The sequence below is a fragment of the Macromonas nakdongensis genome, from assembly GCF_002837145.1.
Taxonomy (GTDB): domain Bacteria; phylum Pseudomonadota; class Gammaproteobacteria; order Burkholderiales; family Burkholderiaceae_C; genus Macromonas_B; species Macromonas_B nakdongensis.
In genome coordinates this window covers 13,883-39,894 of sequence record NZ_NWMV01000015.1, presented here as the reverse complement: position 1 = coordinate 39,894, position 26,012 = coordinate 13,883, and the positions used below count along the sequence as shown (strand labels likewise).

Annotated in this window: 24 protein-coding genes and 1 pseudogene; 14 read left to right on the top strand and 11 right to left on the bottom strand. The window is 68.0% G+C overall.

Features of this window, described 5'->3' with window-relative positions:
- Positions 1-16: 16 nt before the first annotated feature.
- The 4 genes and pseudogenes from CON77_RS02675 to CON77_RS02660 form a co-directional block, all read left to right on the top strand.
- Positions 17-544, top strand: coding sequence for a TPM domain-containing protein (locus CON77_RS02675; protein ID WP_101047574.1), 528 nt, complete (start codon positions 17-19; stop codon positions 542-544).
- Between the two features lie 162 nt (positions 545-706).
- Positions 707-3,028 (top strand): NADP-dependent malic enzyme, encoded by a 2,322-nt coding sequence (locus CON77_RS02670; protein ID WP_101047572.1) that lies wholly within the window; start codon positions 707-709, stop codon positions 3,026-3,028.
- 251 nt (positions 3,029-3,279) lie between these two features.
- Positions 3,280-3,633, top strand: a complete 354-nt coding sequence (locus tag CON77_RS02665; protein ID WP_101047570.1) for a guanyl-specific ribonuclease — start codon at positions 3,280-3,282, stop codon at positions 3,631-3,633.
- Between the two features lie 44 nt (positions 3,634-3,677).
- A pseudogene (locus CON77_RS02660) lies at positions 3,678-4,073 on the top strand (barstar family protein); the annotation flags it as partial.
- Between the two features lie 235 nt (positions 4,074-4,308).
- Here CON77_RS02660 and rsmA read toward each other — a convergent pair.
- From rsmA to CON77_RS02645, 3 genes are read right to left on the bottom strand one after another with little or no spacing between them, the layout of a single operon-like run.
- The gene (rsmA, locus tag CON77_RS02655) at positions 4,309-5,079 is read right to left on the bottom strand and encodes a 16S rRNA (adenine(1518)-N(6)/adenine(1519)-N(6))-dimethyltransferase RsmA (RefSeq protein WP_232788376.1); all 771 of its coding nucleotides are present in this window, start codon (positions 5,077-5,079) and stop codon (positions 4,309-4,311) included.
- Positions 5,076-6,386 carry a peptidylprolyl isomerase gene (locus tag CON77_RS02650; RefSeq protein ID WP_232788375.1) on the bottom strand — a complete coding sequence of 437 codons (1,311 nt, stop codon included), beginning with the start codon at positions 6,384-6,386 and terminating at the stop codon, positions 5,076-5,078. The genes rsmA and CON77_RS02650 overlap by 4 nt, the downstream gene beginning before the upstream one ends.
- Before the next feature lie 10 nt (positions 6,387-6,396).
- Positions 6,397-8,790 (bottom strand): LPS-assembly protein LptD, encoded by a 2,394-nt coding sequence (locus tag CON77_RS02645; protein ID WP_101047562.1) that lies wholly within the window; start codon positions 8,788-8,790, stop codon positions 6,397-6,399.
- Positions 8,791-8,895: 105 nt separating this feature from the next.
- Between CON77_RS02645 and CON77_RS02640 the strand changes: the two genes are divergently transcribed.
- Positions 8,896-10,002: an aminoglycoside phosphotransferase family protein gene (locus CON77_RS02640; RefSeq protein WP_101047560.1), complete on the top strand. Its 1,107-nt coding sequence runs from the start codon at positions 8,896-8,898 to the stop codon at positions 10,000-10,002.
- A 13-nt stretch (positions 10,003-10,015) separates the two neighbouring features.
- Positions 10,016-10,756 carry a 16S rRNA (uracil(1498)-N(3))-methyltransferase gene (locus CON77_RS02635; RefSeq protein ID WP_101047558.1) on the top strand — a complete coding sequence of 247 codons (741 nt, stop codon included), beginning with the start codon at positions 10,016-10,018 and terminating at the stop codon, positions 10,754-10,756.
- A gap of 21 nt (positions 10,757-10,777) precedes the next feature.
- On the opposite strand, the gene CON77_RS02630 is transcribed toward CON77_RS02635, so the two are convergent.
- The 5 genes from CON77_RS02630 to CON77_RS02610 form a co-directional block, all read right to left on the bottom strand.
- Positions 10,778-11,338: a YaeQ family protein gene (locus CON77_RS02630; RefSeq protein WP_101047556.1), complete on the bottom strand. Its 561-nt coding sequence runs from the start codon at positions 11,336-11,338 to the stop codon at positions 10,778-10,780.
- A gap of 3 nt (positions 11,339-11,341) precedes the next feature.
- Positions 11,342-11,833, bottom strand: coding sequence for an NUDIX hydrolase (locus CON77_RS02625; RefSeq protein WP_101047554.1), 492 nt, complete (start codon positions 11,831-11,833; stop codon positions 11,342-11,344).
- A gap of 87 nt (positions 11,834-11,920) precedes the next feature.
- The gene (gene pntB / locus CON77_RS02620; RefSeq protein WP_101047552.1) at positions 11,921-13,333 is read right to left on the bottom strand and encodes a Re/Si-specific NAD(P)(+) transhydrogenase subunit beta; all 1,413 of its coding nucleotides are present in this window, start codon (positions 13,331-13,333) and stop codon (positions 11,921-11,923) included.
- A gap of 25 nt (positions 13,334-13,358) precedes the next feature.
- Complete coding sequence (locus CON77_RS02615; RefSeq protein ID WP_101047550.1) at positions 13,359-14,942, bottom strand: Re/Si-specific NAD(P)(+) transhydrogenase subunit alpha; 1,584 nt, start codon at positions 14,940-14,942, stop codon at positions 13,359-13,361.
- Positions 14,943-15,113: 171 nt separating this feature from the next.
- Positions 15,114-15,764: a DedA family protein gene (locus CON77_RS02610; RefSeq protein WP_101047548.1), complete on the bottom strand. Its 651-nt coding sequence runs from the start codon at positions 15,762-15,764 to the stop codon at positions 15,114-15,116.
- A 112-nt stretch (positions 15,765-15,876) separates the two neighbouring features.
- Here CON77_RS02610 and CON77_RS02605 point away from each other — a divergent pair, with 112 nt between their 5' ends.
- The 5 genes from CON77_RS02605 to CON77_RS02585 all read left to right on the top strand — a co-directional run bounded on the left by CON77_RS02605 (position 15,877) and on the right by CON77_RS02585 (position 20,867).
- Complete coding sequence (locus CON77_RS02605) at positions 15,877-16,455, top strand: Lcl domain-containing protein (protein WP_157826825.1); 579 nt, start codon at positions 15,877-15,879, stop codon at positions 16,453-16,455.
- 92 nt (positions 16,456-16,547) lie between these two features.
- A complete protein-coding gene (locus CON77_RS02600) occupies positions 16,548-17,432 on the top strand; it encodes a LysR family transcriptional regulator (protein WP_101047546.1) in 885 nt (294 codons plus the stop codon).
- A 51-nt stretch (positions 17,433-17,483) separates the two neighbouring features.
- Positions 17,484-18,239, top strand: coding sequence for a TerC family protein (locus CON77_RS02595; protein ID WP_101047544.1), 756 nt, complete (start codon positions 17,484-17,486; stop codon positions 18,237-18,239).
- Between the two features lie 163 nt (positions 18,240-18,402).
- A complete protein-coding gene (locus tag CON77_RS02590; RefSeq protein ID WP_101047542.1) occupies positions 18,403-20,097 on the top strand; it encodes a long-chain-fatty-acid--CoA ligase in 1,695 nt (564 codons plus the stop codon).
- A 14-nt stretch (positions 20,098-20,111) separates the two neighbouring features.
- On the top strand, positions 20,112-20,867 hold the full coding sequence (locus CON77_RS02585; RefSeq protein WP_101047540.1) for a 5'-methylthioadenosine/adenosylhomocysteine nucleosidase: 756 nt from the start codon (positions 20,112-20,114) through the stop codon (positions 20,865-20,867).
- A 35-nt stretch (positions 20,868-20,902) separates the two neighbouring features.
- Here CON77_RS02585 and corA read toward each other — a convergent pair whose 3' ends face one another.
- Together corA and CON77_RS02575 are read right to left on the bottom strand one after the other, a co-directional pair.
- Positions 20,903-21,889: a magnesium/cobalt transporter CorA gene (gene corA / locus CON77_RS02580; protein WP_101047538.1), complete on the bottom strand. Its 987-nt coding sequence runs from the start codon at positions 21,887-21,889 to the stop codon at positions 20,903-20,905.
- 209 nt (positions 21,890-22,098) lie between these two features.
- A complete protein-coding gene (locus tag CON77_RS02575; RefSeq protein ID WP_101047536.1) occupies positions 22,099-23,337 on the bottom strand; it encodes a patatin-like phospholipase family protein in 1,239 nt (412 codons plus the stop codon).
- A 224-nt stretch (positions 23,338-23,561) separates the two neighbouring features.
- On the opposite strand from CON77_RS02575, the gene hpf reads away from it, so the two are divergent.
- The 3 genes from hpf (at position 23,562) to hprK (ending at position 25,485) form a co-directional block, all read left to right on the top strand.
- Complete coding sequence (gene hpf / locus CON77_RS02570; RefSeq protein ID WP_101047534.1) at positions 23,562-23,894, top strand: ribosome hibernation-promoting factor, HPF/YfiA family; 333 nt, start codon at positions 23,562-23,564, stop codon at positions 23,892-23,894.
- A 128-nt stretch (positions 23,895-24,022) separates the two neighbouring features.
- The gene (locus CON77_RS02565) at positions 24,023-24,493 is read left to right on the top strand and encodes a PTS sugar transporter subunit IIA (protein ID WP_101047532.1); all 471 of its coding nucleotides are present in this window, start codon (positions 24,023-24,025) and stop codon (positions 24,491-24,493) included.
- Between the two features lie 41 nt (positions 24,494-24,534).
- The gene (gene hprK / locus CON77_RS02560) at positions 24,535-25,485 is read left to right on the top strand and encodes an HPr(Ser) kinase/phosphatase (protein WP_101047530.1); all 951 of its coding nucleotides are present in this window, start codon (positions 24,535-24,537) and stop codon (positions 25,483-25,485) included.
- 3 nt (positions 25,486-25,488) lie between these two features.
- Here hprK and fur read toward each other — a convergent pair whose 3' ends face one another.
- Complete coding sequence (gene fur, locus CON77_RS02555) at positions 25,489-25,938, bottom strand: ferric iron uptake transcriptional regulator (protein ID WP_101047528.1); 450 nt, start codon at positions 25,936-25,938, stop codon at positions 25,489-25,491.
- Between the last annotated feature and the right edge of the window lie 74 nt (positions 25,939-26,012).

Sequence of the window (26,012 nt, the reverse complement as noted above, 5' to 3'; positions counted from 1 at the left end):
TCGGGGGGGTGGTGAGATGGAACGCTGCGTACGCATCCTGCGCCACGCCTGGCTGGACGCCAGCGACAGCCGGCGCGCCCTGCCCCCGGCCGCGGCCGCCCGCCTGGCGGCGCGGGTGGCCCAGAGCGAACAGCGCCACAGCGGCGAAATCCGCGTGTGCGTGGAGGCGGGCCTGCCGCTGTCGTGCCTGTGGCCGCCACCGACCCAGGCGGCCCTGCCCGGCCTCGTCCGGCAGCGTGCCCGCGACTGGTTCGGCCGGTTGGGCGTGTGGGACACCGAGCACAACAACGGCGTGCTGATCTACGTGCTGCTGGCCGAGCGCGCCATCGAGATCGTGGCCGACCGCGGGCTGGCCCCCTTCATCGATCGCGCCCAGTGGCAGGCCCACGTGGCCACGCTCACCGAGGCCTTCCGCCAGGGGGCGTTCGAGACGGGCCTGGGTGCCGTGGTCGATGGGGTCGGGGCCTTGTTGGAGCGCCATTTCCCGGTGCCCGCGGGCCAGGGCAATCCCAACGAACTGCCCGACGCCGTGGTGTTGTGCTGATAAACGCAGCCGTTCGCACACACGCCCCATCCGGGCTGTCCCGCGTTCGTGCACAAAAGTCAACACTGCCCTGCCCCACCTGTGGCTTTCCCGAGTGGGCAGGGTGGTGGGGGCGGCCTACAATGGTAGTCCTGTGTTTTTCATAATGTGGAGTTGCAAGCCATGACACAAAAAAGAGAAGACAGGCGCGCCGAACTGCGCCGCGCCGCCCTCGAGTACCACGAGCAGCCCACCCCCGGCAAAATCGCGATTGCCGCGACCAAGCAGCTCACCAACCAGCGCGACCTGGCGCTGGCCTACTCGCCCGGCGTGGCCGCACCCTGCGAAGAGATCGTCGCCGACCCGGTCAATGCCTTCAAATACACCAGCCGCGGCAACCTGGTGGCGGTCATCACCAACGGCACCGCCGTGCTCGGCCTGGGCGACATCGGCCCGCTGGCGGCCAAGCCGGTGATGGAAGGCAAAGGCGTCCTGTTCAAAAAGTTCGCCGGCATCGATGTGTTTGACATCGAGATCAACGAGAAAGACCCGGACAAGCTGGTCGACATCATCGCGGCGTTGGAGCCCACCTTCGGTGGCGTCAACCTCGAAGACATCAAGGCGCCCGACTGCTTCTACGTCGAACGCAAGCTGCGCGAGCGCATGAAGATTCCGGTCTTCCACGACGACCAGCACGGCACCGCCATCGTGGTGGGCGCGGCCATGATGAACGGCCTGAAGGTGGTGGGCAAGGACCCGAAGCAGGTCAAGCTCGTCACCTCCGGCGCGGGCGCGGCGGCGCTGGCCTGCCTGGGTCTGTTGGTCAAGCTCGGCATCCCGCGCGAAAACATCTACGTCACCGATCTGGCCGGCGTGGTTTACGAAGGCCGCACCGAACTGATGGACCCGGACAAGGCGGTGTTCGCGCAGAAGACCGACGCCCGCACGCTGAGCGAGGTCATCGAAGGCGCCGACATCTTCTTGGGCCTGTCCGCCGGCGGCGTGCTCAAGCAAGACATGGTGGCCAAAATGGCCCCAAACCCACTGATCTTCGCGTTGGCCAACCCCAACCCCGAAATCACGCCCGAAGACGTGAAAGCGGTGCGCGACGACGCCATCATGGCCACCGGCCGCACCGACTACCCGAACCAGGTCAACAACGTCCTGTGTTTCCCCTACATCTTCCGCGGCGCGCTCGACGCGGGCGCCTCCACCATCACCGACGAGATGGAGATCGCCGCGGTCCATGCCATCGCCGACCTGGCCCAGGCCGAGCAGAGCGAGGTGGTGGCCGCGGCCTACGCCGGTGAAAAGCTGGCCTTTGGCCCCGAATACCTCATTCCCAAGCCCTTCGACCCGCGCCTGATGATGAAGATCGCGCCGGCCGTGGCCCAGGCCGCCGCCGCCAGCGGCGTCGCGTTGCGCCCGATCGCCGACATCGACGCCTACCGCGACAAGCTGCAGAGCTTCGTCTTCGCCTCGGGCACGATGATGAAGCCGGTCTACACCATCGCCAAAAAAGCACCGCACAAGCGCATCGCCTACGCCGAGGGCGAGGAGGAGCGCGTGCTGCGCGCCTGCCAGATCGTGGTGGACGAAGGCCTGGCGCGCCCGACGCTGATCGGCCGCCCGGCCATCATTGCCCAGCGCATCGAGCAGTTCGGCCTGCGCCTGAAGGCGGGGGCGGACTACGACGTGGTCAACGTCGAGCACGACGAACGCTACCGCGAGCTGTGGCAGACCTACCACCAGCTGATGGAGCGCCGCGGCGTCACCGCCCAGCTGGCCAAGATCGAGATGCGCCGCCGCTTGAGCCTGATCGGTGCCATGCTGCTGCGCCGCGGTGACGTGGAGGGCATGATCTGCGGCACCTGGGGCACCAGCCCCATGCACCTGCAGTACATCGACCAGGTGATCGGCAAGCGCCCGGGCGCCCACTGCTACGCCGCCATGAACGCGCTGATGCTGCCGGGGCGCCAGGTCTTCCTGGTGGACACCCACGTCAACTACGACCCCAGCGCCGAACTGCTGGCCGAGATCACCCAGATGGCGGCGCGCAAGATCATGCGCTTTGGCATCACGCCCAAGGCGGCGCTGCTGTCACACTCCAACTTCGGTTCGTCCGACCAGCCTTCTGCCGTCAAAATGCGGCAAGTGCTGGCCATCTTGCGCGAACAGGCGCCCTGGCTGGAGGTGGACGGCGAGATGCACGGCGACGTGGCGCTGGACGCCGAGGCCCGCACCCGCACCATGCCGCGCAGCACGCTGGCCGGCGAGGCCAACCTGCTGGTATGCCCCAACATCGACGCGGCCAACATCTCCTACAACCTGCTCAAGACGGCGGCGGGCGGGGGCATCGCCATCGGCCCCATGCTGCTGGGCGTGGCCAAGCCGGTGCACATCCTCACCGCCAGCGCCACCGTGCGCCGCATCGTCAACATGACCGCGCTGACCGTGGCCGAGGCCAATGTGGGTCCGCGCGCCGTGGGGCAGGCGTCGCAGTGAGCGCACACTCTCTGTAGCTGCCGCGCGCTTAGCACAGGTGCTGCCGCAGTGCAGCAAAAACCCTGGAGGCCGCTCCCATCACTGGGGCGGCCTCTTGCTTTTTGGGGCCGCTTGCGGCACACTTGCGCCCTTGAATTTCAGGGTTAACCCGGGCATGTGGCCGGGGTTCCCGAGGCTTCAGACACAAGGTTTGGATGTTCGGTCAACGGTCTCGGTCGGCGTGGTGGGTCACTGGCTGGCTCGTGCTGGGAATGCTGGCCGGTGCCGGTGCGTGGGCGCGCGGTCCGGTCGAAGAAGCCGGTGTCCGTGACGGTGTTGCGGTCATCGCGTGGGTGGCCCTGCCGGTGCAGGGGCAGGAGGTCTGGCGTCAGATCCACCGGGGTGGCCCGTTCCGTTACGAAAAAGACGGCACCACCTTCTTCAACCGCGAACGGCTGCTGCCCCGACAGACCCGTGGCTACTACCGCGAATACACCGTGCCGACCCCGGGCGTGCAGCACCGCGGTGCCCGGCGCATCGTGTGCGGCGGCCCGCGGCCCCAAGCGCCTGAAGCCTGTTACTACACCGCCGATCACTACGCGAGCTTCAAGAAGATCGTGCAGTGAACGGCCCCGAGATCGTCAACCGAGAATTTGAAAGAAACGTGGAAATGGACACGCCACTTCGCAACGTGCGGACCAACATCGTGCAGTCGATCCGGGCCCACACGGTCAGGGACCTGGAGGGGGCGGCCGAGCACTTGGGCCACCACTTCCTGTACGCCAACCTGGCCACCGCCCAGAACAAGCAGGACGTGCTGGACCTGATTTCCCAGCAATACACCCTGCCCGCGCACAACGGTAAGAACTTCGACGCCCTGTACGACTGCATGACCGACGTGGTGCACAAGTCGGGCCCGCAGACCGGCTTCATCGTGGTGCTGGAGCACATCCCCACCAGCCCGAAGTTCGACAAGGAAGCGCGCGAGCAGCTGCTCGACATCTTCCGCGACGTCGCCGACTACTGGAACGACCGCAAGGTGCCGTTCCGCTGCTTCTACTCCTTCTCGGTGGCGCGCGCCCCCAAGGCCGCCGACCTGGAAACCACCAGCGACGAACCCTTGCTGACCGACAAGCTGGTGGACGTGAGCCCGCAGGCGCTGCGCATGAGCAGCCCGTTCAACGCGGGTTACTGGCTGACCGCCGCCTGATCGGCCCAAAGGCCGGGCCATGCAAAAAGCCGCTGCAGTGCAGCGGCTTTTTTGTGGGCTTTTGTGGGGCTGGCGCCTGCTCAGGGGAAACTCAGGCCGCCATGGCCTGGCACAGCGTCACGTACTCGGTCACCGGCACTTCCTCGGCGCGGCGTTGCAGGTCGAACGCGCCCCCGAACTGGCGCGCCTCCAGCCAGCGCCCCAGGCTGTGGCGCAGCAGCTTGCGGCGCTGCGAAAACGCCACCTGCACCAGTTCTTCCAGCAGGCCGAAGTTCAGCACCGGCGGCTGGGCCAGTGGCACCATGCGCACCACGGCGCTGTCCACGCGCGGCGGCGGGTCGAAGCTCTCGGGCGGCACGAACAGCACGTTGGCCATGGCGTAGCGCCATTGCAGCATCACGCTCAGGCGGCCGTAGTCGGCGCTGGCGGGCTGGGCCACCATGCGGTCGATCACCTCTTTTTGCAGCATGAAGTGCTGGTCCTGCACCACGTCGGCCACGCCCAGCAGGTGGAACAGGATGGGGCTGGAGATGTTGTAGGGCAGGTTGCCCACCACGCGCATGGGCTCGGGTCGGCTGGCGGCCAGGGCGCGGAAATCCACCCGCAGCACGTCGGACTCGATCACCGTGAGCTGGGGGTGGGCGCGCAGGCGCACCGCCAGGTCGCGGTCGAGTTCGACCACGGTGAGCTGGCCCAGGCGTTCGACCAGCGGCTGCGTCAGCGCCGCCAGGCCGGGGCCGATCTCGACCACGAACTGCCCGGGTTTGGGCGCGATTTCGCGCACGATGGCGTCGATGATGCCGCCATCGGACAGGAAGTGCTGGCCGAAGCGCTTGCGCGCGCGGTGCGGGCCGGCGCTCACTGCAGCGGCTCGCGGAACTCGACGTAGGCGCGGGCGCGCAGGTCGGCGGCCCATTCCTCGTAGGCGCGCTCGATCTTTTCCTCGCGCAGCACGTTGCGCACCCATTCGCGCTGGTCGCGCTTGCTCACCTCGGCCTGGCGCCGTTCCTGCACCTGGATCAGGTGCAGGCCGAAGCGCGATTGCAGCGGTTCGGACACCTGCCCGGGGGCCAGGGCGTTCATCGTCTGCTCGAATTCGGGCACGAACTGGCCGGGCACGGCCCAGCCCAGGTCGCCGCCCTGCTGGGCCGAGCCGTCCTGGCTGTGGGCGCGGGCCAGCTCTTCGAAGGTGGCCTGGCCGCTGGCGATCTGCTGGCGCCAGCGGGCCAGCTGTTCGGCCGCGGCCTGGGGGCTGAGTTGCGCCGTCGGGCGCAGCAGGATGTGCCGGGCCCGGGTCTGGGTGACGTGGGTGTCGGGCAGTTTGGGGTTGCGCTTTTCCAGCACCTTGAGGATGTGGAAGCCCGCACCGCTGCGCACCGGGGCGCTCACGCCGCCCACGCCCAGGTTGCGGGTGGCGTCGACGAACAGGGTGGGGTAGCGTTCGGCCGGGCGCGCGCCGAGCTGGCCGCCGGCCTGCTTTTCGGGGCCGTCCGAGAAGGCGCCGGCCAGGGTGGCAAAGTCGTCACCGGCCTGGGCGCGGCGGGCGATCTGCTCGGCCCGGGCACGCAGGCGGCCCACTTCGGCTTCGGGCGCGTTTTCGGGCACGGCCACCAGGACCTGGGCCAGGTGCAGCACGGCCTGGTCGGCCGCGCCGCCTTGGTGCTCGCGCAGGTAGGCGTCGATGTCCTGCTCGCTGATGCGCACGCGGTTGTCCACTTCGCGTTCGCGCACGCGCTGCAGCAGCAGTTCGTTGCGCAGGTTGGTGCGGAAGGCGGCCGGCGTCAGGCCCACGCTTTTGAGGCGCTCGTGCAGCTGCGGCAGGGTCAGGCGGTTCTGCTGGGCGACGTTCTGTTCGGCGTCGTTCAAGGCGTTGTCGTCCACCTTGACACCGATCTCGGCGGCCCACTGCAACTGGGTTTTTTCCAGGATCAGGCGCTCCAGCACCTGCCGCGCCAGTTCCTCGCGCGGGGGCAGGCTGCCACCTTCGGGTGCTTGCACGCGGGCCATGCGGGCGCGCACGTCGCCGCTGGTGATGGGTTCGGAGTTGACCAGGGCGACGATGTGTTCGGCGCCGCGCACCACCCCGGTGGTGGGCAGGGCGGCGGGGCTGGCGCGCAGCGACTGGGCCCCGGCCGGGCCGGTCAGGGCCAGCCACAGGGCGGCGGCCAAAAGCGTGGGTTTATTCATAGCGTTCGAAGCGGCTCGGCGGGTTGATGTCCTCGCGCAGGTACTGGTAGCGCGGGATGTTGTTCTTGAGCGTCTGCAGCGGGTTGGAGCCGATGCGCGAGAAGCCCGTGAATTCGAGCTGGAACAGGATGCGCTGGTTCGCGCTGCTCTGGCTTTGCTGCAGCCGCTCCAGCACCACCCGGCCGATCCAGCAGCCGCCGTCGTACTCGAAGCCGGCGACCAGATCGACGACGCGGCGGTCCTGCAGGCTGTAGTTCAGGCGGCCGACGCTGTACCAGTGGCCCGGCCCCAGGCCGCGGCCGGCGCCGAGGTCGGGCGCGGCTGGGCCGCTGAACAGGTCGCTCAGCGGCCACTGCCAGCCCAGGTCGATCTGTTCGCTGCTGCCTTTTTGCAGGCGGTAGGCGGCGCTGAACACGCGGTAATTGCCAGGGTGGTAACGGGCGCCGAGCGTGGTCCGCACCGATTCGCCGTCTTTCGGGTTGAACTGCACCGTGCCGTTGAAAGACCAGCGCGGCACCCAGTTGATGGAGGCGCCCACCAGCAGGTCGCTGAGGCGGTCGTTGGCCACGGTTTCGCCCGGCAGGGTGACGAGCTGGTCGCGCAGGCGGATGCGCTGGGCCACGCCCAGGCTGAGCAGTTCGGCGCCGGTGTCGGGTTCGATCAGGCGCGAGGTCAGGCCCAGGGTGAGCGAGCGCGTGTCGGCGATGCGGTCGTGCCCCCCGTAGGGATTGGGCGTGAAGATGGTGGCGAGGTTGAAGTCGTAGGCGGCGGTGTCGTACACCGGCAGGAAGCTCTGGTCGCGGTAGGGCGTCTGGACGTAGTAGGCGCGCGGTTCCAGCGTCTGCTGCACGGCGCGGCCGAAGATAGTGGTGTCGCGGTCGAAGAACAGGCCGCTGTCCAGCGTGAAGGTGGGCAGGGCGTAGCTGGCGCTGCGCTGGCCGTTGCCCAGGGCCTGGTCGAACTGGTAGCTGCGGGTGTGCAGCTGCACCCCGGGGGTGACGTACCAGCCCGGCGCCTGCCACGCGCGGCTGAGCTTGGCCACGGCCAGGCTGCGGGTGCCGTTGACGCCGTTGGGGTTGGCGGCGCGGTCCACGCGGAACTGGGTCGTGTCCGCCAGCAGCGACCAGCGCCAGTTGTCCAGACCGGCCAGCGTGAAGCGGCTGGGGTTGTGGCGCAGGCCGATGGAGGGCACCCGGTCGTAGGGAGCGACGATGGGGGCGTCCACGTCCTGCAGGGTCTGCCAGGTGTAGGCCCCGGCCGAGAACGACCACGCCCCGCGCTGGGCGGTGACGACCGCGTCGCTCGGCAGCAGGCGTTGCGTCAGCGAGGTGCTGGTGCGGGGGAAGTCGCGCCAGTAGTTGTAGTCGCTGACGCGGTTGAGGTTCAGGCGCAGGCCGACGCGGTCGAGCACCGGCACCGATTCGAAGCGGTGGTTGTGCTGCACGGTGCGGGCCCAGCGGTCTTCGTTGCGCAGCTTGTCCGAGGCCATGAAGGAGCCGCGCAGGGTGCCGGCGTAGTCGCGGTCGAGGTAGCGGAATTCGCCGCCCAGGTCCAGGCCGCGCTTGCTCATCACCGTAGGGTAGAGCGTGGCATCGCGGTCGGGGGCCAGGTTCAGGTAGTAGGGCAGGGTGACTTCCAGGCCGCTCTGGTTGTCGAGGTTGATGGTGGGCGGCAGCACGCCGGACTTGCGCCGGTCGGACAGGGGAAAGCTGACCCAGGGCGAGGCCAGGATGGGCACGCCCTTGAAGCTGAGCACGCCGTTGGTGGCGGTGCCGGTTTCCTCGACGTTGTCGAACTCGATGCGGCTGGCGGTGACCAGCCAGTCCGGCATCCAGTTGCCCAGGGGCGGGCGCTGGCAGGTGGAGTAGCGCACGTCGTGGGCCACGGCCAGGTCCTGGTGGACGAAATCGACCCGGCTGGCGTCGCCCACACCGCCGTTGCGCAACAGCTGGAAGCGCGGCTGCTGGAACGTGCCCTCGAAGGTGTCGAGCTTGAGCCGCAGGGCCGGGCCCTCGAACACATTGCCCAGGCGGTTGATGCGCACCTGGCCTTCGGCGATGGCGGTGTCGCTGGCCTGGAGGTGCTCCAGCCGGTCGGCGCGCAACACGGTGTCGTGGCGGCGCAGTTCGGCCTGGCCTTCGACCACGGTGTTCACCCCGGTCTGGCCGCTGATGCGCTCGCCGTAGACGAAGGTGGGGGCGGCGCTGCCGGCAGCGCCGGGCAGTTTTTCGGCCAGCCGGTCGCTCATCTGCAGCGGCCAATCGGCGCCTGCGGCTTCGGTGGCGCCGGCCGGCCAGGCCGAAACGCACAAGCAGGCCAGGGCGGTCCAGCGGGGGGCGGGGGCCAGGGCGCGCAGCAGGTCGGGCAAACGGGACAAGACGGGCATGGGCAGGGGCAGTGGCGGGGGCTGGCACGCGCCGCCGCGCGCGCGTTCGTAGAATAAGCGCCCATTATCCATGAGCCTCAAGGCCGCCCCGCGGCGCCCACTTCCATGTCCCACACCGCACCTCCCGCTTCCCACGGCATCGATTGGAGCGACGCCGCCCGCCAGGTCGCCTTCACCGCCTGGTTCCAGACCCAGGTGGCGGCCCAGGGCCTGCGCCCCGAGACCCTGCGGCCGGCCTCGGCCGACGCCAGCTTCCGCCGCTACTTCCGTGCCGACCGCGACGCCGCGCACGGCGGCGGCTCGCTGGTGCTGATGGACGCCCCGCCCGAGAAGGAAAACTGCCGCCCCTTCGTGGACGTGGCCGCCCTGCTGCGCGCCGCCGGCGTGCGCGTGCCCGACATCCTGGCCTGGGACGAAGCCCAAGGCTTCATGTTGCTGAGCGACCTGGGCGACCAGACCCTACTCACCGCGCTCGACCCGCAACGCCCGGCCGATGCCCTGCCCCACTTCAAGGACGCCACCCAGGCCCTGCTGGCCTGGCAGCAGACCTCGCGCCCCAGCGTGCTGCCGGCCTACGACGAAGCCCTGCTGCGCCGCGAGCTGCAATTCTTTCCCGACTGGTACCTGGCCCAGCACAAGGGCGTGGCGCTGGACGACGCCAGCCGCGCCACCCTGGACCAGACCTTCGCCACCATCGTCGCACGCAACCTGGCCGCGCCCAGCGTATTCGTGCACCGCGACTTCATGCCGCGCAACCTGATGCTGCCGCGCGCCGACGACCCCAACCAGCGCCTGGGCGTGCTCGATTTTCAGGACGCGGTCTACGGCCCCATCACCTACGACATCGCCTGCCTGCTGCGCGACGCCTTCCTGAGCTGGGAGGAAGACATGGTGCTGGACGTGACCATCCGCTATTGGGAGCAGGCGCGCAAAGCGGGTTTGATGGATTTTGACGGCTGGAGCGAGGACTTTGGCGCCTTTTACCGCGCGGTGGAGTGGATGGGGCTGCAGCGCCACCTGAAGGTCGCCGGCATCTTCGCGCGCCTGACGCTGCGCGACGGCAAGCCCAAGTACCTGGCCGACGCGCCGCGCTTCATCCACTACATCCGCAGCACCGCGCTGCGTTACCGCGAACTGGGGCCGCTGTTGCGCCTGATCGACAAGGTCGAAGGCTGGGAGGCCGCCAGCGGCTTCGCCTACGGCCGCATGTGAGCCGGTCCTGCCCATGCCCCGCATCCACCACCCCGCCGCCCTGCAGCCTGGGCAGGCGTTCGAGCTGAGTCCCGAAGGCGCCCGCCACGTGCAGGTGCTGCGTCTGCAGCCGGGCGACGCCATCACCCTGTTTGGCGACCCGGTGCGGGGCGGCGAATGGAGCGCCACCGTGACCCGCATGGGCCGCACCAGCGTGGAGGTGGAGGCGTTGGCGCACACCCCCACCGAACGCGAACCGGGGCGCGCCGTGCACCTGGCCGTGGGCATGCCCGCCAACGACCGCATGGACTGGCTGGTGGAAAAGGCCACCGAATTGGGCGTGGCCAGCCTTCAGCCGCTGATGACCGAGCGCAGCGTGCTGCGCCTGAAAGGCGAGCGCGCCGAGAAAAAGCAGGCGCACTGGCAGGCCGTGGCCGTGAGCGCCTGCGAGCAATGCGGCGGCAACCGCGTGCCCACGGTGCACCCGGTGCGCACGCTGGAGGAATGGCTGCGCGAGGCGCCACCGGCCGAGGGCGTCTGGCGCGGGGTCCTGTCCTTGGCGGCAGGTTCTTTGCCTTTGCCGGTGGCCGTGCCTGGTCCGGTCGGCGTAGCCGCCGGTGTCCCGGTGTGTCTGGTGCACGGGCCGGAAGGCGGCCTGTCCACCGCCGAGGAGGCCCGCTTGTTGGCCAGCGGTTTTGCCCCGGTCAGCCTGGGGCCGCGCGTGCTGCGCGCCGAAACCGCGGCGCTGGCGGCCTTGGCCCGGCTGGTGGGCTGAGGCCACCAGCTCCCGCGCCGCTCACTTCCAGCGTTGCGGCTCCAGCGCCACGCTGCCTTTGTCGCTGCTCAGGGTCAGCACGCCGTCGTGCAGCGTGGCCTGCAGCTGCATGCTGCGTTCGGCCAGGCCGGCCAGGGCCGGGGCGGCGTCGGTCGGCAGGCGCCAGACCTGCAGCTTGTCCAGCCGGGTCAGCTTGCTTTCAATGCCTTTCCACCACACATCGGCCGAACTGGCAAAGGGGTAGACGCGCACCGCGTCGGCCTGGCTGCAGGCCTTGGCCAGGGGCTTGTCTTCCGGTTGGCCGACCTCGATCCACAGGCGCTTGCGGCCGGTGAAGTCGGTCAGGTGGGCGTCCGGGTCGGTCGGGTCTGACAGGCCAGCACCAAAGGCCAGGGTGCCGTCGCCGCCGCAGGCGTCCTGCAGTTCGTGGGCGTTCAGCGCCAGCGCCACCAGCCGCACCATCATGCGCTCGTCGGTTTCGCTGGGGTGGCGGGCCAGGGTCAGGGCGTGGTCGGCGTAGTAGTTGTGGTCGATGTCGGCGATCTGCAGGTGCGCCTTGAAGATGGTGGACTTGATGGCCATGGGTCAAGGCTGGGTGACGGAGGGGTGGGTGTAGATCAGCGACAGGGGGAAGCGCTGGCCGGCCAGATGGTCCTCCATGCAGCGCAGCACCAGAGGGCTGCGGTGGCGTTCCGGGCAGGCCCGGATTTCCTCGGGCGTCATCCACACGGTGCGCACGATGCCGGTGTCCAGCGGCTGCTGGGGGTCAAAATCGCCCAACTGCCCGCAAAATGCAAAGCGCAGGTAGGTGAAGGTTTCGGCGGGTCTGCCATCCCGGGCGGGCCGGTGGAATTTCGACATGTACACCCCCACCAACTGGGTGGGCGTGAACGCGTGTGCGGTTTCTTCGCGTGCCTCGCGGGCACAGGCGTCGATCAGTCCTTCGCCTTCGTCCAAGTGGCCGGCCGGGTTGTTCAGCCGCAGGCCTTCCGGGGTGTGCTCTTCCACCAATAAAAAACGGCCGTCTTTTTCAATGACGGCCGCCACGGTGGCACTGGGTTTCCAACGTTCGCTCATGGCGGCAGTTTAAGCCATCCGCCTCACCGAAAAAAAACGGGCCAGCCCCCGTTCGAAGGGCTGGCCCGTGGGCGGTTCGAGGCGCGGTCAGGCGCGCAGCGCGTTCAGCACCTCGTCCAGCATCTTCTTGGCGTCACCAAACAACATGCGGTTGTTCTCTTTGTAGAACAGCGGGTTGTCCACGCCGGCGTAGCCGCTGGCCATGCTGCGCTTCATCACGATGCTGGTCTTGGCCTTCCACACCTCCAGCACCGGCATGCCGGCGATGGGGCTGCTCGGGTCGTCCTGCGCCGCGGGGTTGACGATGTCGTTGGCGCCGATGACCATGGACACGTCGGCCTCGGGGAAATCGGCGTTGATTTCGTCCATTTCCATCACGATGTCGTAGGGCACTTTGGCTTCGGCCAGCAGCACGTTCATGTGGCCGGGCATGCGGCCCGCCACCGGGTGGATGGCGAAACGCACGTCCACGCCTTTTTCGCGCAGCAGCTGGGTGATTTCGAACACCGTGTGCTGGGCCTGGGCCACCGCCATGCCGTAGCCGGGCACGATGATGACGCTCTTGGCCTCGCGCAGCATTTCGGCGGTTTCGGTCGAGCCGACGGGTTGCACTTCGCCCTGGGGCTCGGCGGCACCGCCTTCGGCCTTGGGCTTGGGTGCGCCGCCTCCAAAACCACCCGCGATCACGCTGATGAAGTTGCGGTTCATGGCGCGGCACATGATGTAGCTCAGGATGGCGCCCGAGGACCCCACCAGCGCGCCGGTCACGATCAGCAGGTCGTTGCTGAGCATGAAGCCGGTGGCGGCAGCAGCCCAACCCGAGTAGCTGTTGAGCATGGACACCACCACCGGCATGTCGGCGCCGCCAATGGCCATCACCATGTGGATGCCGAACAGCAACGAGATCACGGTCATGACGATGAGCGGCGTCATGCCGGCGCTCACGTCGTGCGCGGCCACGAATTCACGGCCAAACCAGACCACCACCAGCAGCGCGATCAGGTTCAGGAAGTGGCGGCCGGGCAGCAGCAAAGGCTTGCCGCCGATCTTGCCCGACAGCTTGCCAAAGGCCACGATGGAGCCGCTGAAGGTCACCGCGCCGATCAGGATGCCGACGTAGATTTCGACCTCGTGGATCACCTTCTCGGCGCCGGTGAAGGCGACGGACGTGTCCACATAGCTGGCAAAACCCACCAGGCAGGCGGCCAGGCCCACCAGGCTGTGCATCAGCGCCACCAGCTCGGGCATCTGCGTCATCTGCACTTTTTTGGCGGCCAGCAGGCCGATGGCCCCGCCGATGACCAAGGCCACGACGATGTAGGCCACGCCATCGCCGGTGACCCGGGGCCCCAGGATGGTGGCCAGCACGGCAATCGCCATGCCGGCCATGCCGAACAGGTTGCCGCGGCGGGCGGTTTCCGGGGTGGACAAGCCCCCCAGGCTGAGGATGAAAAGAATGGTGGCCCCGATGTAGGCCATGGTGGACAGGCTGGCAGTCATGTTCGCTCCGGGTTCTGGTGGTGGCTTACTTGCGGAACATGGCCAGCATGCGACGCGTCACGGCGAAACCGCCGAACATGTTGATGGCGGTCAGCACCAGCGCCACCAGCGCCAGGCCCAGGATCAGGCTGTTGGGCCGGTTGGCCGCGCCCACCGCGTCCAGCGGCGGCGCTACCTGCACCAGCGCCCCGATGGCGATGATGGAAGAAATGGCGTTGGTCACGCTCATCAGCGGGGTGTGCAGCGAGGGCGTGACGTTCCACACCACCATGTAGCCCACGAAGCAGGCCAACACAAACACCGTGAAGTGCGACAGGAAGCTGGCCGGCGCGAACGAGCCCACCAACCAGAACAGGACGGCGCCGACGCCAAACACCGTGGCCAGGGATTTGGCCGACATGGGCTCGCCCGGGCCGTGGCCGTGCGCGGGCGCTTTCGGGGCGGCGGCCGCGGCGGGCTTGGCTGCGGGCGCAGGCGGCAGTTTGGGCTGCGGGGCGGGCCAAGTCAGCTCACCCTCTTTGACCACGGTCAGGCCGCGGATGGCATCGTCTTCAAAGTTGACGTGGATGACGCCGTCTTTGGTCTTGCACAGCTCTTCGGTCAGGCGCAGCAGGTTGGTCGAATACAGCGTGGAGCTTTGTTTGGCCAGGCGGCTGGCCAGGTCGGTGTAGCCGACGATGGTCACGCCGTGGCGCACCACCGCCTCGCCGGGCACGGTCAGTTCGCAGTTGCCGCCTTGCTCGGCCGCCATGTCTACGATCACGCTGCCGGGGCGCATGCTCTGCACCATCTCGGCGGTGATCAGCTTGGGCGCGGGTTTGCCCGGGATCAGCGCGGTGGTGATGATGATGTCGCACTCTTTGGCCTGCTGCGCGTACATGGCGCGCTGCGCGGCCTGGAAGCCCTCGCTCATGACCTTGGCGTAGCCGCCACCGCCCGAGCCTTCTTCCTCGTAGTCCACCTTCACGAACTCGCCGCCCAGCGATTTGACCTGATCGGCCACCTCGGCGCGCGTGTCGTTGGCGCGCACGATGGCGCCCAGGTTAGCGGCGGTGCCGATGGCCGCCAGACCGGCCACGCCGGCACCGGCGATGAACACCTTGGCCGGGGGCACCTTGCCCGCGGCGGTGATCTGGCCGTTGAAGAAGCGGCCGAAGGCGTTGGCCGCTTCCACGACGGCGCGGTAGCCGCTCACGCCGGCCTGCGAGGTCAGCGCGTCCATTTTCTGCGCACGGCTGAGCTGGCGCGGCAGGCAGTCGATGGCCAGCACGGTGGCCTGTTTGGCCTGCAGCTGCGCCATCAAGTTGGGGTTTTGCGCCGGCCACACAAAGCCGACCAGGGCTGCGCCTTCGCGCAACTGCGCCACTTCTTCGGCGGCGGGGGGGCGCACCTTGAAGACGATGTCGGATTGGCCCCAAATGGTGTGGGCGTCGGGTACCACGGTGGCACCCGCGGCACGGTAGGTGTCGTCGGCAAAATGGGCCGCGTCACCCGCGCCACTTTCCACCTGGACGGAAAAGCCCAGCTTGACGAGCTTTTCGACCACATCGGGCACTGTCGCCACCCGTTTCTCGCCCGCAAACGTCTCCTTGGGAACCCCAATCAGCATGCCTGTCTCCTTTTTGGTAGCGCGCCTATCTTGACGCAACGCGAATACTCCAGGGCGGATTGTAGGGGGGGATGGCGTGGGGCCATCCTTCAAACGTCGTTGCCGTGACATTTTGCCGCCGGGTCACGGCCATCACCCGGGGCCCACCACGTGCCGAACCCCTCCGTGGCTTCAGGGGGCCGCCGCCTCGGCCCGCTTGGCCCGCCACAGACCGAACAAGGCGATCAGGCCCGGCACGATGATCAGCGCCCAGATGATCTTGCTCAGGTTCTGCTGCACCCAGGGCAGGTTGCCGAACCAGTAGCCGGCCAGCGTCAGGCCCACCACCCACAGCACCGCCCCGCCCACATTGAAGGCGGTGAACTTGCTGCGCGTCATGGCGGCCACCCCGGCCACGAAGGGCGCAAAGGTGCGGATGAAAGGCATGAAGCGCGCCAGCACGATGGTGATGCCGCCATAGCGCTCGTAAAAGGCGTGGGCCTGGTCGAACGCCTGTTTGTTGAAGAAGCGCGAGTTCTCCCACTGGAACACCCGTGGCCCGAAATGGCGGCCGATGGTGTAGTTGGTCTGGTCGCCCAGCACCGCGGCCACCAGCAGCAGCGCCATCACCAGGGGCAGGTGGAGCAGGCCGGCACCGGCCAGGGCACCCACCACGAACAGCAGCGAATCGCCCGGCAGGAAGGGCATGACCACCACGCCGGTTTCGGTGAAGATGATCAGGAACAGCAGGGCATAGACCCAGGCGCCGTAGGTGGCGATGAAGCTGGCGAGGTGCTGGTCGACGTGCAGGATGAAGTCAATCAGCAGTTGCAGGAGGTCCATGGTTGTGCACAAAAGGGCCGTGAGCGGCGGGTCCGCGCCGGGGCGGTCGGTGCGCCGGATTGTACGGAGCGGCTTTTACAATCCGCGCGTGTCCACGCTGGGAAGACGACCGATGCCGCGACCGAACTCCACACTGCGCCCCCGCTCCCTGGCGCTGGCGGCCCTGATCGGCTGTGGCGCACTCCCGTCCGTGGCCGGGCCGCCGCCCTGGCAGTTGTCGGACGACGGTGGCTGCGTGCAGGACGTGGCGGCGCGCCTGGTCTGGCGGCGCTGTGCCGTCGGCGCCGACTGGGATGGCCACGCCTGTGTGGGCAGTCCCCAGGCGCTGGACCACCCCCAGGCCCAACAGGCCGCCGCGGCCCGTGCTCAGGCCGAAGGGCGGCCCTGGCGCCTGCCCCACAGCGCCGAACTCAAGCACCTGGCCCAGCAACTCCAGCAACACCCCGACGGTGGGGCCGCGTGGTTCCCGGGCGCCCCCCGCCAATGGCACTGGAGCGGCAGCGTCAGCATCCAGCAGGCCGCGGCCAACCCCTACCGCTATGGCAACATCGCCCAGGGGAGTGATGCGGTGGCGTCCTCGCCGATCGCGTTTCTGCACGCCTGGGCGGTGAACCTGAGCACCGGCGAAGCCCGCGGGGGCGTCCTCAAGCGCACGGCCTTGCCGGTGCGACTGGTGGCGTCCCAGCCTTGAACCCTGGGCGCGACGCGACCAAGGGCTGATCAATACTTCGTAAAAACCGAAGTGATGCAATGGGATAATTGCGGGTTCGCCAGATGGCAGCCATGCTGAACTACCGACACCTCTACTACTTCTGGACCGTGGGCAAGGCAGGTGGCTTCGCCCGGGCGGCCGAACGCCTGGGCGTCGCCATCCAGACCATCAGTGCCCAGGTGCGCGAGCTGGAACGCGACCTGGGCCACCAACTGCTCAAGCCGGTGGGCCGGGGTGTGGGCCTGACCGAGGCCGGCGAGGCCGCCTTTGCCAAGGCCGAAGAGATTTTCCAGATCGGCCAGGGCTTGCCGCAGGCGGTCGCCTCCGCTGCGCGCCAACGGGTGGTCGGCCTGCGGGTGGGTTTGTCCGACGGCATCTCCAAGCTGGCAGCGCACGCCCTGCTGGGCCCGGTGCTCGGCACCCCGGGCCTGCACCTGGTCTGCCACGAGGGCGAATTCGCCCCCCTGTTGGGCGAACTGGCCCTGCACCAGCTGGACCTGGTGCTGGCCGGGGCCGGCGCGCCCCCCAACCCCAACCTGCGCCTGGTGAGCGACCGGCTGGTGTCGTCCCCGGTGGACTGGTACGGCCCGGCCCAGTGGGTCGATGCGGCCCGGCAGGCCGCGTTTCCCGCCTGTCTGGCCGAGGTGCCGGTGCTGCTGCCCACCGGGCATTCGGTGCTGCGCAGCACCCTGGACCGCTGGTTCCAGGACCTGGATCTGCGCCCACACGTGGTGGGCGAGTTCGAGGACAGCGCGCTCCTGTCGGTCTTTGCCGCCCGCGGCCTGGGGGTGTTTCCGGTGAGCCGGCTGGGCGCCGACGACGTGGGCCTGCTCAAAGGCCTGTCCCTGCTCGGCCGCTGCGAGGCGGTGCGCGAAGACATCCACGCCATCCGCAACCGGCACGGGCAGCACCACCCCCTGGTGCAACAGATTCTGGCCAGCGCGCCCGCCGCATGACCCCGCCCAATCCGGGCTTTTGAGTTTTTTGATCGAAGAAAGGACCTCCCCTTGGAACTGCTGCTTGACCCCAACGTCTGGATCGCGTTTGCGATGCTCACCTCGCTCGAAATCGTGCTGGGCATCGACAACATCATCTTCATTTCCATCCTGGTGGGGCGCCTGCCCCCCGAACAGCGCGACCGGGCCCGCCGGCTTGGCCTGGGCTTTGCCATGGCCTCGCGCCTGGCCCTGTTGTTCACCCTGAGCCTGGTCATGGGCCTGACGGCCGACCTGTTCAGCGTGCTCGGCATGGGCTTCAGCGGCCGCGACCTGGTGCTGCTGTTCGGCGGCCTGTTCCTGCTGTACAAGGCTTCTCACGAAATCTTCGTGGAAGTCGAAGCCCGCGAGCAGCACGTCCCGCCCACCACCGACGCGGCCACGGTCAAGTCGGCCGGCAACAAGCTGTTCTGGATGATCATCGGCCAGATCGCCGTGGTCGACATCGTGTTTTCGCTGGACTCGGTGATCACCGCCGTCGGCATGGTGGACCAAATCGGCGTGATGGTGGCCGCCGTGGTGGCCTCCGTGGGCGTGATGCTGGTGGCGGCCAAGCCGATCGGTGAGTTCGTGGACAAGCACCCGTCCGTCAAGGTGCTGGCCTTGGCCTTCCTGGTGATGGTGGGCATGGCCCTGACGGCCGAGGCCTTCGACCAGGAAATGCCCAAGGGCTACCTGTACGCCGCGATGGCGTTTTCGCTGGTGGTCGAGGTGCTCAACATCCGTGCCCGCGGCAAGCGCCAGGCGGCCCAGGCCCCGCAGGCCTGACACCTGCCCAACACCCACAGAACCGGGGCTTGCCCCGGTTTTTTTTGTGTCCACTCTCAGAAATGTCAGTGCTTCGTCAGGGAAATGCTGGAGGTGCTGCGCCTGCCCAAGGGCCCATAATCGGCGCAGAGGCCCCGAGCCCCGCCCCCGTTGGAGACTTTGCATGAGTGAGACCGTGAGCGCCGCCGATCGACCCTGGTTGCAGGCCTACCCCCCCGGGGTGCCGGCCGAGATCGACCCGGGCCAGTACCGCTCACTCGTCGAACTCATGGAGGCCAGCTTCCGCAAGTTCGACGACCGCACCGCCTACAGCTTCCTGGGCAAGAACTTCAGCTACGCCGACACCGATGCCCAGTCGCGCGCCCTGGCCGCCTACCTGCAGGGGCGCGGCTTGGCCCGCGGTGACCGCGTCGCGCTGATGATGCCCAACATCCCCCAGTACCCGGTGGCCGTCGCCGCCGTGCTGCGCGCGGGCTTTGTGGTGGTCAACGTCAACCCGCTGTACACCGCGCGCGAACTGGAACACCAGCTGCGCGACTCGGGGGCCAAGGCCATCGTCATCATCGAGAATTTTGCCCACACGCTGGCGCAGTGCATCGCCAACACCCCAGTGAAACACGTGCTGTTGTGCGCCATGGGCGACCGGCTGGGCTGGATCAAGGGCGCGGTCGTCAACCACGTGGTGCGCCGGGTGAAAAAGCTGGTGCCGCCCTTTGAACTGCCGGGGGCGGTGCGCTTCAACGACGCGCTGGCCCGCGGTCGGCGCCTGCCCTTCCAGCCCCCGGCGCTGACCCCCGACGACGTCGCCCTGCTGCAGTACACCGGCGGCACCACCGGCGTCAGCAAGGGGGCGGTGCTGCTGCACCGCAACATCATCGCCAACGTGCTGCAGTCCGAAGCCTGGAACGACCCGGTGATGCAGAAAATCCCGGCGAACGAACAGTCCACCAGCGTCTGTGCCCTGCCGCTGTACCACATCTTCGCCTTCACGGTGAACATGATGCTGAGCATGCGCAACGGGGGCAAAACCATCCTCATCCCCAACCCGCGGGACCTGCCGGCGGTGCTCAAGGAGCTGAGCCAGCACACCTTCCACAGCTTTCCGGCGGTCAACACGCTGTTCAATGCCTTGTTGAACCACCCCGATTTCGACACCGTCCACTGGCGCAACCTGAAAGTGTCGGTCGGCGGCGGCATGGCGGTGCAAAGCGCCGTGGCGCAAAAGTGGCTGGAGCGCACCGGCTGCCCCATCTGCGAAGGCTACGGCCTGTCGGAAACCAGTCCCTCGGCCAGTTGCAACCCGGTCACCAACACGGTCTTCACCGGCAGCATCGGCGTGCCGCTGCCGAGCACGCTCATGGCCTGCTTCGACGACGAGGGCCACGAGGTGCCTGTGGGCGAGCGCGGTGAAATCGCCATCCGGGGCCCGCAGGTCATGGCCGGCTACTGGCAGCGCCCGGACGAAACCGCCAAGGTCATGACCGCCGACGGCTGGTTCAAGACCGGCGACATCGGCGTGATGGACGAGCGCGGCTACTTCAAGATCGTCGACCGCAAGAAGGACATGATCCTGATCAGCGGTTTCAACGTCTACCCCAACGAGGTGGAGGACGTGGTCGCCCAGATCGACGGGGTGCTGGAGTGCGCGGTGGTCGGCATCTCCGACGAGCACTCGGGCGAAGCGGTGAAGTTGATCATCGTCAAGAAAGACCCGGCCCTGACCGAGGCACATGTGCGAGACTATTGCCAGTCCCGCCTGACCGGTTACAAGCAGCCCAAGGTGATCGAGTTCCGCACCGAACTGCCCAAGACCCCGGTCGGCAAAATCCTGCGCCGGGAGCTGCGCGACAAGAAATAGCCGGAGTCACGCCCATGGGCCAACGCATCGCCATCGTCAGCGCCGTCCACGAGGAACTGGCCGAAATCCTGGCCCTCATGCCCGACGAGCGCAAGACCGTGGCCGCCGACCGCGAATTCTGGCACGGCCACCTGCAGGGGCACGAGGTGCTGGCGGTGCTGTCGGGCATCGGCAAGGTGGCGGCGGCCACCACCGCCACCGCGGTGATGGAACGTTTCCAGCCGCAGCAGGTGCTGTTCACCGGGGTGGCCGGTGGCCTGGCCCCGGGCGTGGAGGTGGGCGACATCGTGGTGGGCACCACCTTTCTGCAGCACGACCTGGACGCCTCGCCGCTGTTCCCGCGCTGGGAGGTGCCGGGCCGGGGGTGCAGCCGTTTTGCCGCCGACCTGGCGCTGACCCAGGTGCTGCACGAGGCCGCCCGCGACGCCGTGACCTGGCTGCCCAAGCTGCTGGACGCCGACACCCTGCGCCTGTTTGGCCTGCACGCGCCCAGCGTGCACCGGGGCGAGATCGTCACCGGCGACCGCTTCGTGTCCAGCGCCGCCGAGAGCGCAGCCCTGCGCGCGGCCTTGCCCGAAGCGCTGGCGGTGGAAATGGAATGCGCCGCGGTGGCCCAGGTGTGTGCCGACTACGGCGTGCCGTTTGCCGCGGTGCGCACCATTTCCGACCGGGCCGACGACGACGCCCACGTGGATTTTCAGCGCTTCCTGCAGCAGGTGGCGCGGCACTACAGCGGGCGCATCGTGCGCAAGGCGCTCAACCTGCTCTAAGCAGCGCTGTCAGTCGACGCCGCGTCAGCGGGCGCTCACTTCAGCCAGCCGCGCTTGCGGAAATACACCATCGGGATCACCGCCGACAGCACCATCAAGGCGATGGCGAAGGGGTAGCCGAAGGCCCAGTTCAGTTCCGGCATGAACTGGAAGTTCATGCCGTAGCTGCTGGCCACCAGCGTCGGCGGCAGCAGCGACACGCTGGCCACCGAGAAGATCTTGATGATCTTGTTCTGGTTGATGTTGATGAAACCGATGGTCGCGTCCATCAGGAAGTTGATCTTCTCGAACATGAACGCGGTGTGGCTGTCGAGCGAGTCCAGGTCGCGCAGGATCTGGCGCGCGTCCTCGAACTGTTCGGCGCTGAGCATGCGGGTGCGCATCATGAAGCTGACGGCGCGGCGCGTGTCCATCATGTTGCGGCGGATGCGCCCGCTCATGTCCTCGTGCCGCGCGATGCCGGCCAGCACCTCGGAGGCGATCTCGTCCGTCACCTGGCCCGACAGCACCTTGGTGCTGATGCGCTCCAGATCGTCGTAGATGTCTTCGACCGTGTCGGCGCAGTATTCGGCGTCGGTGTCGAACAGGCTCAGCAGCACGTCTTTCGCGTCTTTGATGAGGCCGGGCATGCGCCGCGCGCGCAGGCGCAGCAGGCGGAACACCGGCACGTCCTCGTCGTGGATGGAGAACAGCACCCCCCGGCTCTTGAGCGCGTCGTTCTGCTCGTTCAGGATGAAGGCGACGCGCACCGTGCGCGGGTTGTCCTCGTCGTCGATGAGGAAGTCCGAGCGCACGTGCAGCTCGCCGTTGTCTTCCTCGAAGAAGCGGGCGGATTCCTCGATGTCTTCGTCCATCGCGTCTTCGGGGATGCTCAGGCCGAAGTGCTGGCGCACCCAGCGGCGCTCTTCGGGCGTGGGCGATTCGAGGTCGACCCAGATCGGCTTGAACCGGGTCAGCTCTTCCAGGGATTCGATTTCTTCCTGGAACAGGCGGCCATTGGCCAGGGTGAAGACGTTGAGCATGGGACGCTTCCTGAAGGCGACGGGCGGACGGGGAGGGGAAGGCCGGGGCCTTCGGGCGGTGGGGTGCTTTCAGCCGCCGCCTGCCGTCCGGGCGGGGCCTGGCGTCAGCCCCGCTTCAGGAAGACAGAACCTGCGCTGAAAGCACGCGACTGGGGCTGCTTTCCACGAGGAACTCCGTTGTGAAACAAGATCGACATTATTGCACCGCATCATGACGGCCGTGTGTCGAAGAAGGCCAGCAGCTCGTCGCGGCGGGCCAGCGCGTCGTGCTCGCCGCAAGCGATCAGGGCGTTGACGAAGGGGGGCTCGAACAGCAGGTAGCTGGCCAGGGCGGCGGCGCTGCCGGTGGCGCCGCGGTGGGTGTCCAGCGCCCCCAGCCCCACCAGGGTGCGGCGGGCGGCCGCGGGCAAGGCGTGCACGTGTTTGAGCGCCAGTTCGTCCAGCGACACGCTGGGCTGGACCGCCAGCACCTCCACCGGCCGGTAGGGCAGCAGGTGCCCCAGGCCCGGTGGCAACTGGGTCAGGGTGGCGCTGACGCGCTGGGCCTGTTCCACGTCGGCCTGCAGCGTGTCGTGGAACACGCTGGCCAGGGCGTGGCCGGCGATGGTGCCGGCGGTCGGGTCGTCCCCGGGGCCGCCCCCGCCCCAGCCGGCGCGCTGGGGCTGGCCCACCCCGATCACCAGGATCTGGCGCGCGCCCAGCTGGATCGCCGGCGACAGCGGCGAGAGCTGGCGCATGGAGCCGTCGCCGAAGAACTCCTTGTGCCCATCCACCCACAGCGGCACCGCCGGGAACAGGAAGGGGATGGCGCTGGAGGCCATGAGGTGCTCGATGCCGATGGGCTGGGCCCCGGCCCGCCGGCCGGGGCGGCGCCAGGGCGGCACGGGCGCCTCGGGCCGGGTCTGGTAGAAGGTCCAGTGTTCGCCGGTGGTGTAGCTCGATGCTGTCACGGCCAGGGCATCCAGGGCGCCGTCGCGCAGCGCCGCCTCGATCTGCTCCAGCCGCAAGGCGCGGTGCAGGGTGTCCACCAGTGGCAGGGTGTCGAGCAGGGCGCGGTGGCGGCGCACCTGGCGCATCAGCGTCAGGCCGGCGGTGAGCAGCTTGGGCCAGGTCCAGCGCGGGCTGTCGAGTCGGTAGACCTGGGCCGATTGCAGCCGCTGCCAGAAGCCGGCCAGGGCGTCGAAGGCGGCCAGGCCCCCAAGGGCTTCGCTCGCCAGGCAGGTGGCGTTGAGGGCCCCCGCCGAGGTTCCAAGCAGGACCTGGAAGGGAAAGGTGCCCGCCGGGTGGCCGTGCTGGGCCAGCAGCCGGCCCAGGGCGCGCAGCACACCCACCTGGTAGGCTGTGCGTGCCCCGCCGCCCATCAGCACCAGGGCGCGGGACTGTGTGCGCGCGGGCGCACCGGGCGGCGGCGGGTGCAGGCTGCCGGTGATCAGGGTGTTGAGGGCCATCGTGTCTCCAGGCAGCCATCATGCCAGCTTGTGTGTGCGGCAGTGCCATCCGGGCCGCCCCGGTTGGCGCGGCCGCAATACCCCTGCACCTTGCCCCGGTTTTGCTGCACCGCATGCTTGCCCATTCCGCCCGAAGCGGGCATAGTGGAGTCGAACGGCAACGTTCCTGCGATCCCGGCGCCCCGGGCCCGGGATCTGGTCAACCAGAGCAAAGGAGGCTCTTCATGAACCTGACGATCAGCGGTCATCACCTCGACATCACCCCCGCCTTGCGCTCTTACGTCACCACCAAGCTCGACCGCATTTCCCGCCACTTTGACCAGGTGGTGGACATCAAGGTCCTGCTGACCGTGGACAAGATCAAGGAAAAGGACCACCGCCAGAAAGCCGAGTGCAATATCCATGTGAAAGGCAAGGACATCTTCGCGGAAAGCACGCACGCCGATCTCTACGCCGCCGTGGACGAGTTGGCCGACAAGCTGGACCGCCAGGTGCTGCGCTACAAGGACAAGGCCCAGGACCACCACCACGAATCGGTGAAACGCGAGTTGCAATGATCCCGTCGTCACAGCGCTGACACCTTGGCGCTGCAGCAGGCCGCTGGCTTTGTCAAGCGGCCTGTTTGTTTTTGGAGACTAGGCAGAAACCCGCATATGGGCATAATCCGCCTTCCGTGAGGCCGTCTATGAACCGACTTTCTGCCATTTTGCCTGCCGAGCAGGTGCTGGTTGCCGTGGATGCGACCAGCAAAAAACGTGCGTTTGAAGAAGCTGGCTTGCTCTTCGAGTCCCTGCACGGGCTCAACCGCGCACTCATCACCGACAGCCTGTTTGCCCGCGAGCGCCTGGGCTCCACCGGCCTGGGGCATGGCGTGGCCATTCCGCACGGCCGCATCAAGGGCCTCAAACAGCCGCTGGCCGCCGTGTTCCAGCTGGCCAACCCGATCGGTTTCGACGCGCCCGACGAACAGCCCGTGCGCCTGATGATTTTCCTGTTGGTGCCCGAGGCGGCCACGCAGAAGCACCTGGAAATCCTGTCGGAAATCGCCGAACTGCTGAGCGACAGCGGCCTGCGCGAACAGATGAAGTCGAGCGCCGCCGCGGTCGAACTGCACCGGATGATCGCCGGCTGGCAATCGGCACACGCCGCCGCCTGAGCGGGCCCACGGTGCGCCGCCCACCCGCCTGACGCCCCGCCATGAAGCCGACCGCTGTCAGTGCCGACGCCCTGTTCGAGGCCCACCGCGAAACCCTCAAGTGGCAGTGGGTGGCGGGCTCGGTGGCGTCCGAGCGCCGTTTCGACGAAAAAGCCATCAGCGAGGCCCGTTCCGGCGCCGACCTGGTCGGCTACCTGAACTACATCCACCCCTACCGCGTGCAGGTGCTGGGCGAACGCGAGGTGCGCTACCTCAGCGTGCCCAGCCTGGACGACTGCCGCCGCCGGATCGCGCGCATCGTCACCCTGGAGCCGCCTGCCCTGGTGGTGGCCGACGGCCAGACGCCGCCGGAAGACCTGGTGGCCATGTGCGAGCGGGCCCACATCCCGCTGTTTTCGACCGATTACTCCGCCGCCTTCGTCATCGACGTGCTGCGCGCCTTCCTCTCGCGCCACTTCGCCGAGCGCACCACCATGCACGGGGTGTTCATGGACATCCTGGGGCTGGGCGTGCTCATCACCGGCGAATCCGGCCTGGGCAAGAGCGAGCTGGGGCTGGAGCTGATCTCGCGCGGGCACGGCCTGGTGGCCGACGACGCGGTGGACATCGACCGCGTCAACCAGACCACCCTGGAAGGGCGTTGCCCCGACCTGCTGCAGAACCTGCTGGAGGTGCGCGGCATCGGCCTGCTCGACATCAAGGCCATCTTTGGCGAGACGGCGGTGCGGCGCAAGATGCGCTTGCGCCTGATCGTGCACCTGGTGCGCAAGCAAACCATGGAGCGCGACTATGAGCGCCTGCCGCACGAACCGCTGCACCAGGACGTGCTGGGCGTGGCGGTGCGCAAGGCGGTGATCCAGGTGGTGGCCGGGCGCAACATCGCGGTGCTGGTGGAGGCCGCGGTGCGCAACACCATCCTGCAGCTGCGTGGCATCGACACCTACCAAGAATTCGTGCAGCGCCAGCGCGCCGCCATGCTGCGCAACGACTGAAGCTCAACCTCCGCTGGCGCGGCGCGGCCGCGTGCGGTGTTCGCAGTCGGTTTTGGTGCAGTTGGCGTAGAGCGACAGGGCGTGTTCCTGCAACTCGAAACCGCGGGCCTGGGCGATGGAGTGCTGCCGTTTTTCGATTTCGGCGTCGTAGAACTCCTCCACCCGGCCGCAGTCCAGGCACACCAGGTGGTCGTGGTGCTGGCCTTCATTCAGCTCGTACACCGCCTTGCCCGATTCAAAGTTGCTGCGCACCAGCAGTCCTGCCTGTTCGAACTGCGTCAGCACCCGGTAGACCGTGGCCAGACCGATGTCGGAGTGGTCCTGCAGCAGCACCCGGAACACGTCTTCGGCGGTCATGTGGCGCTGGCGTCCGGTCTGGAAGATGTCTAGGATCTTGATGCGCGGCAGCGTCGCTTTCAAGCCGGTGCTTTTGAGTTCTTCGATGTGGTTCATGCGGGGATGCCCAGGAATGCGTTCGGGCCGTCCAGGTCCGGCCGCAGGACGGCGTGGGGCCACCCACCCGCGCG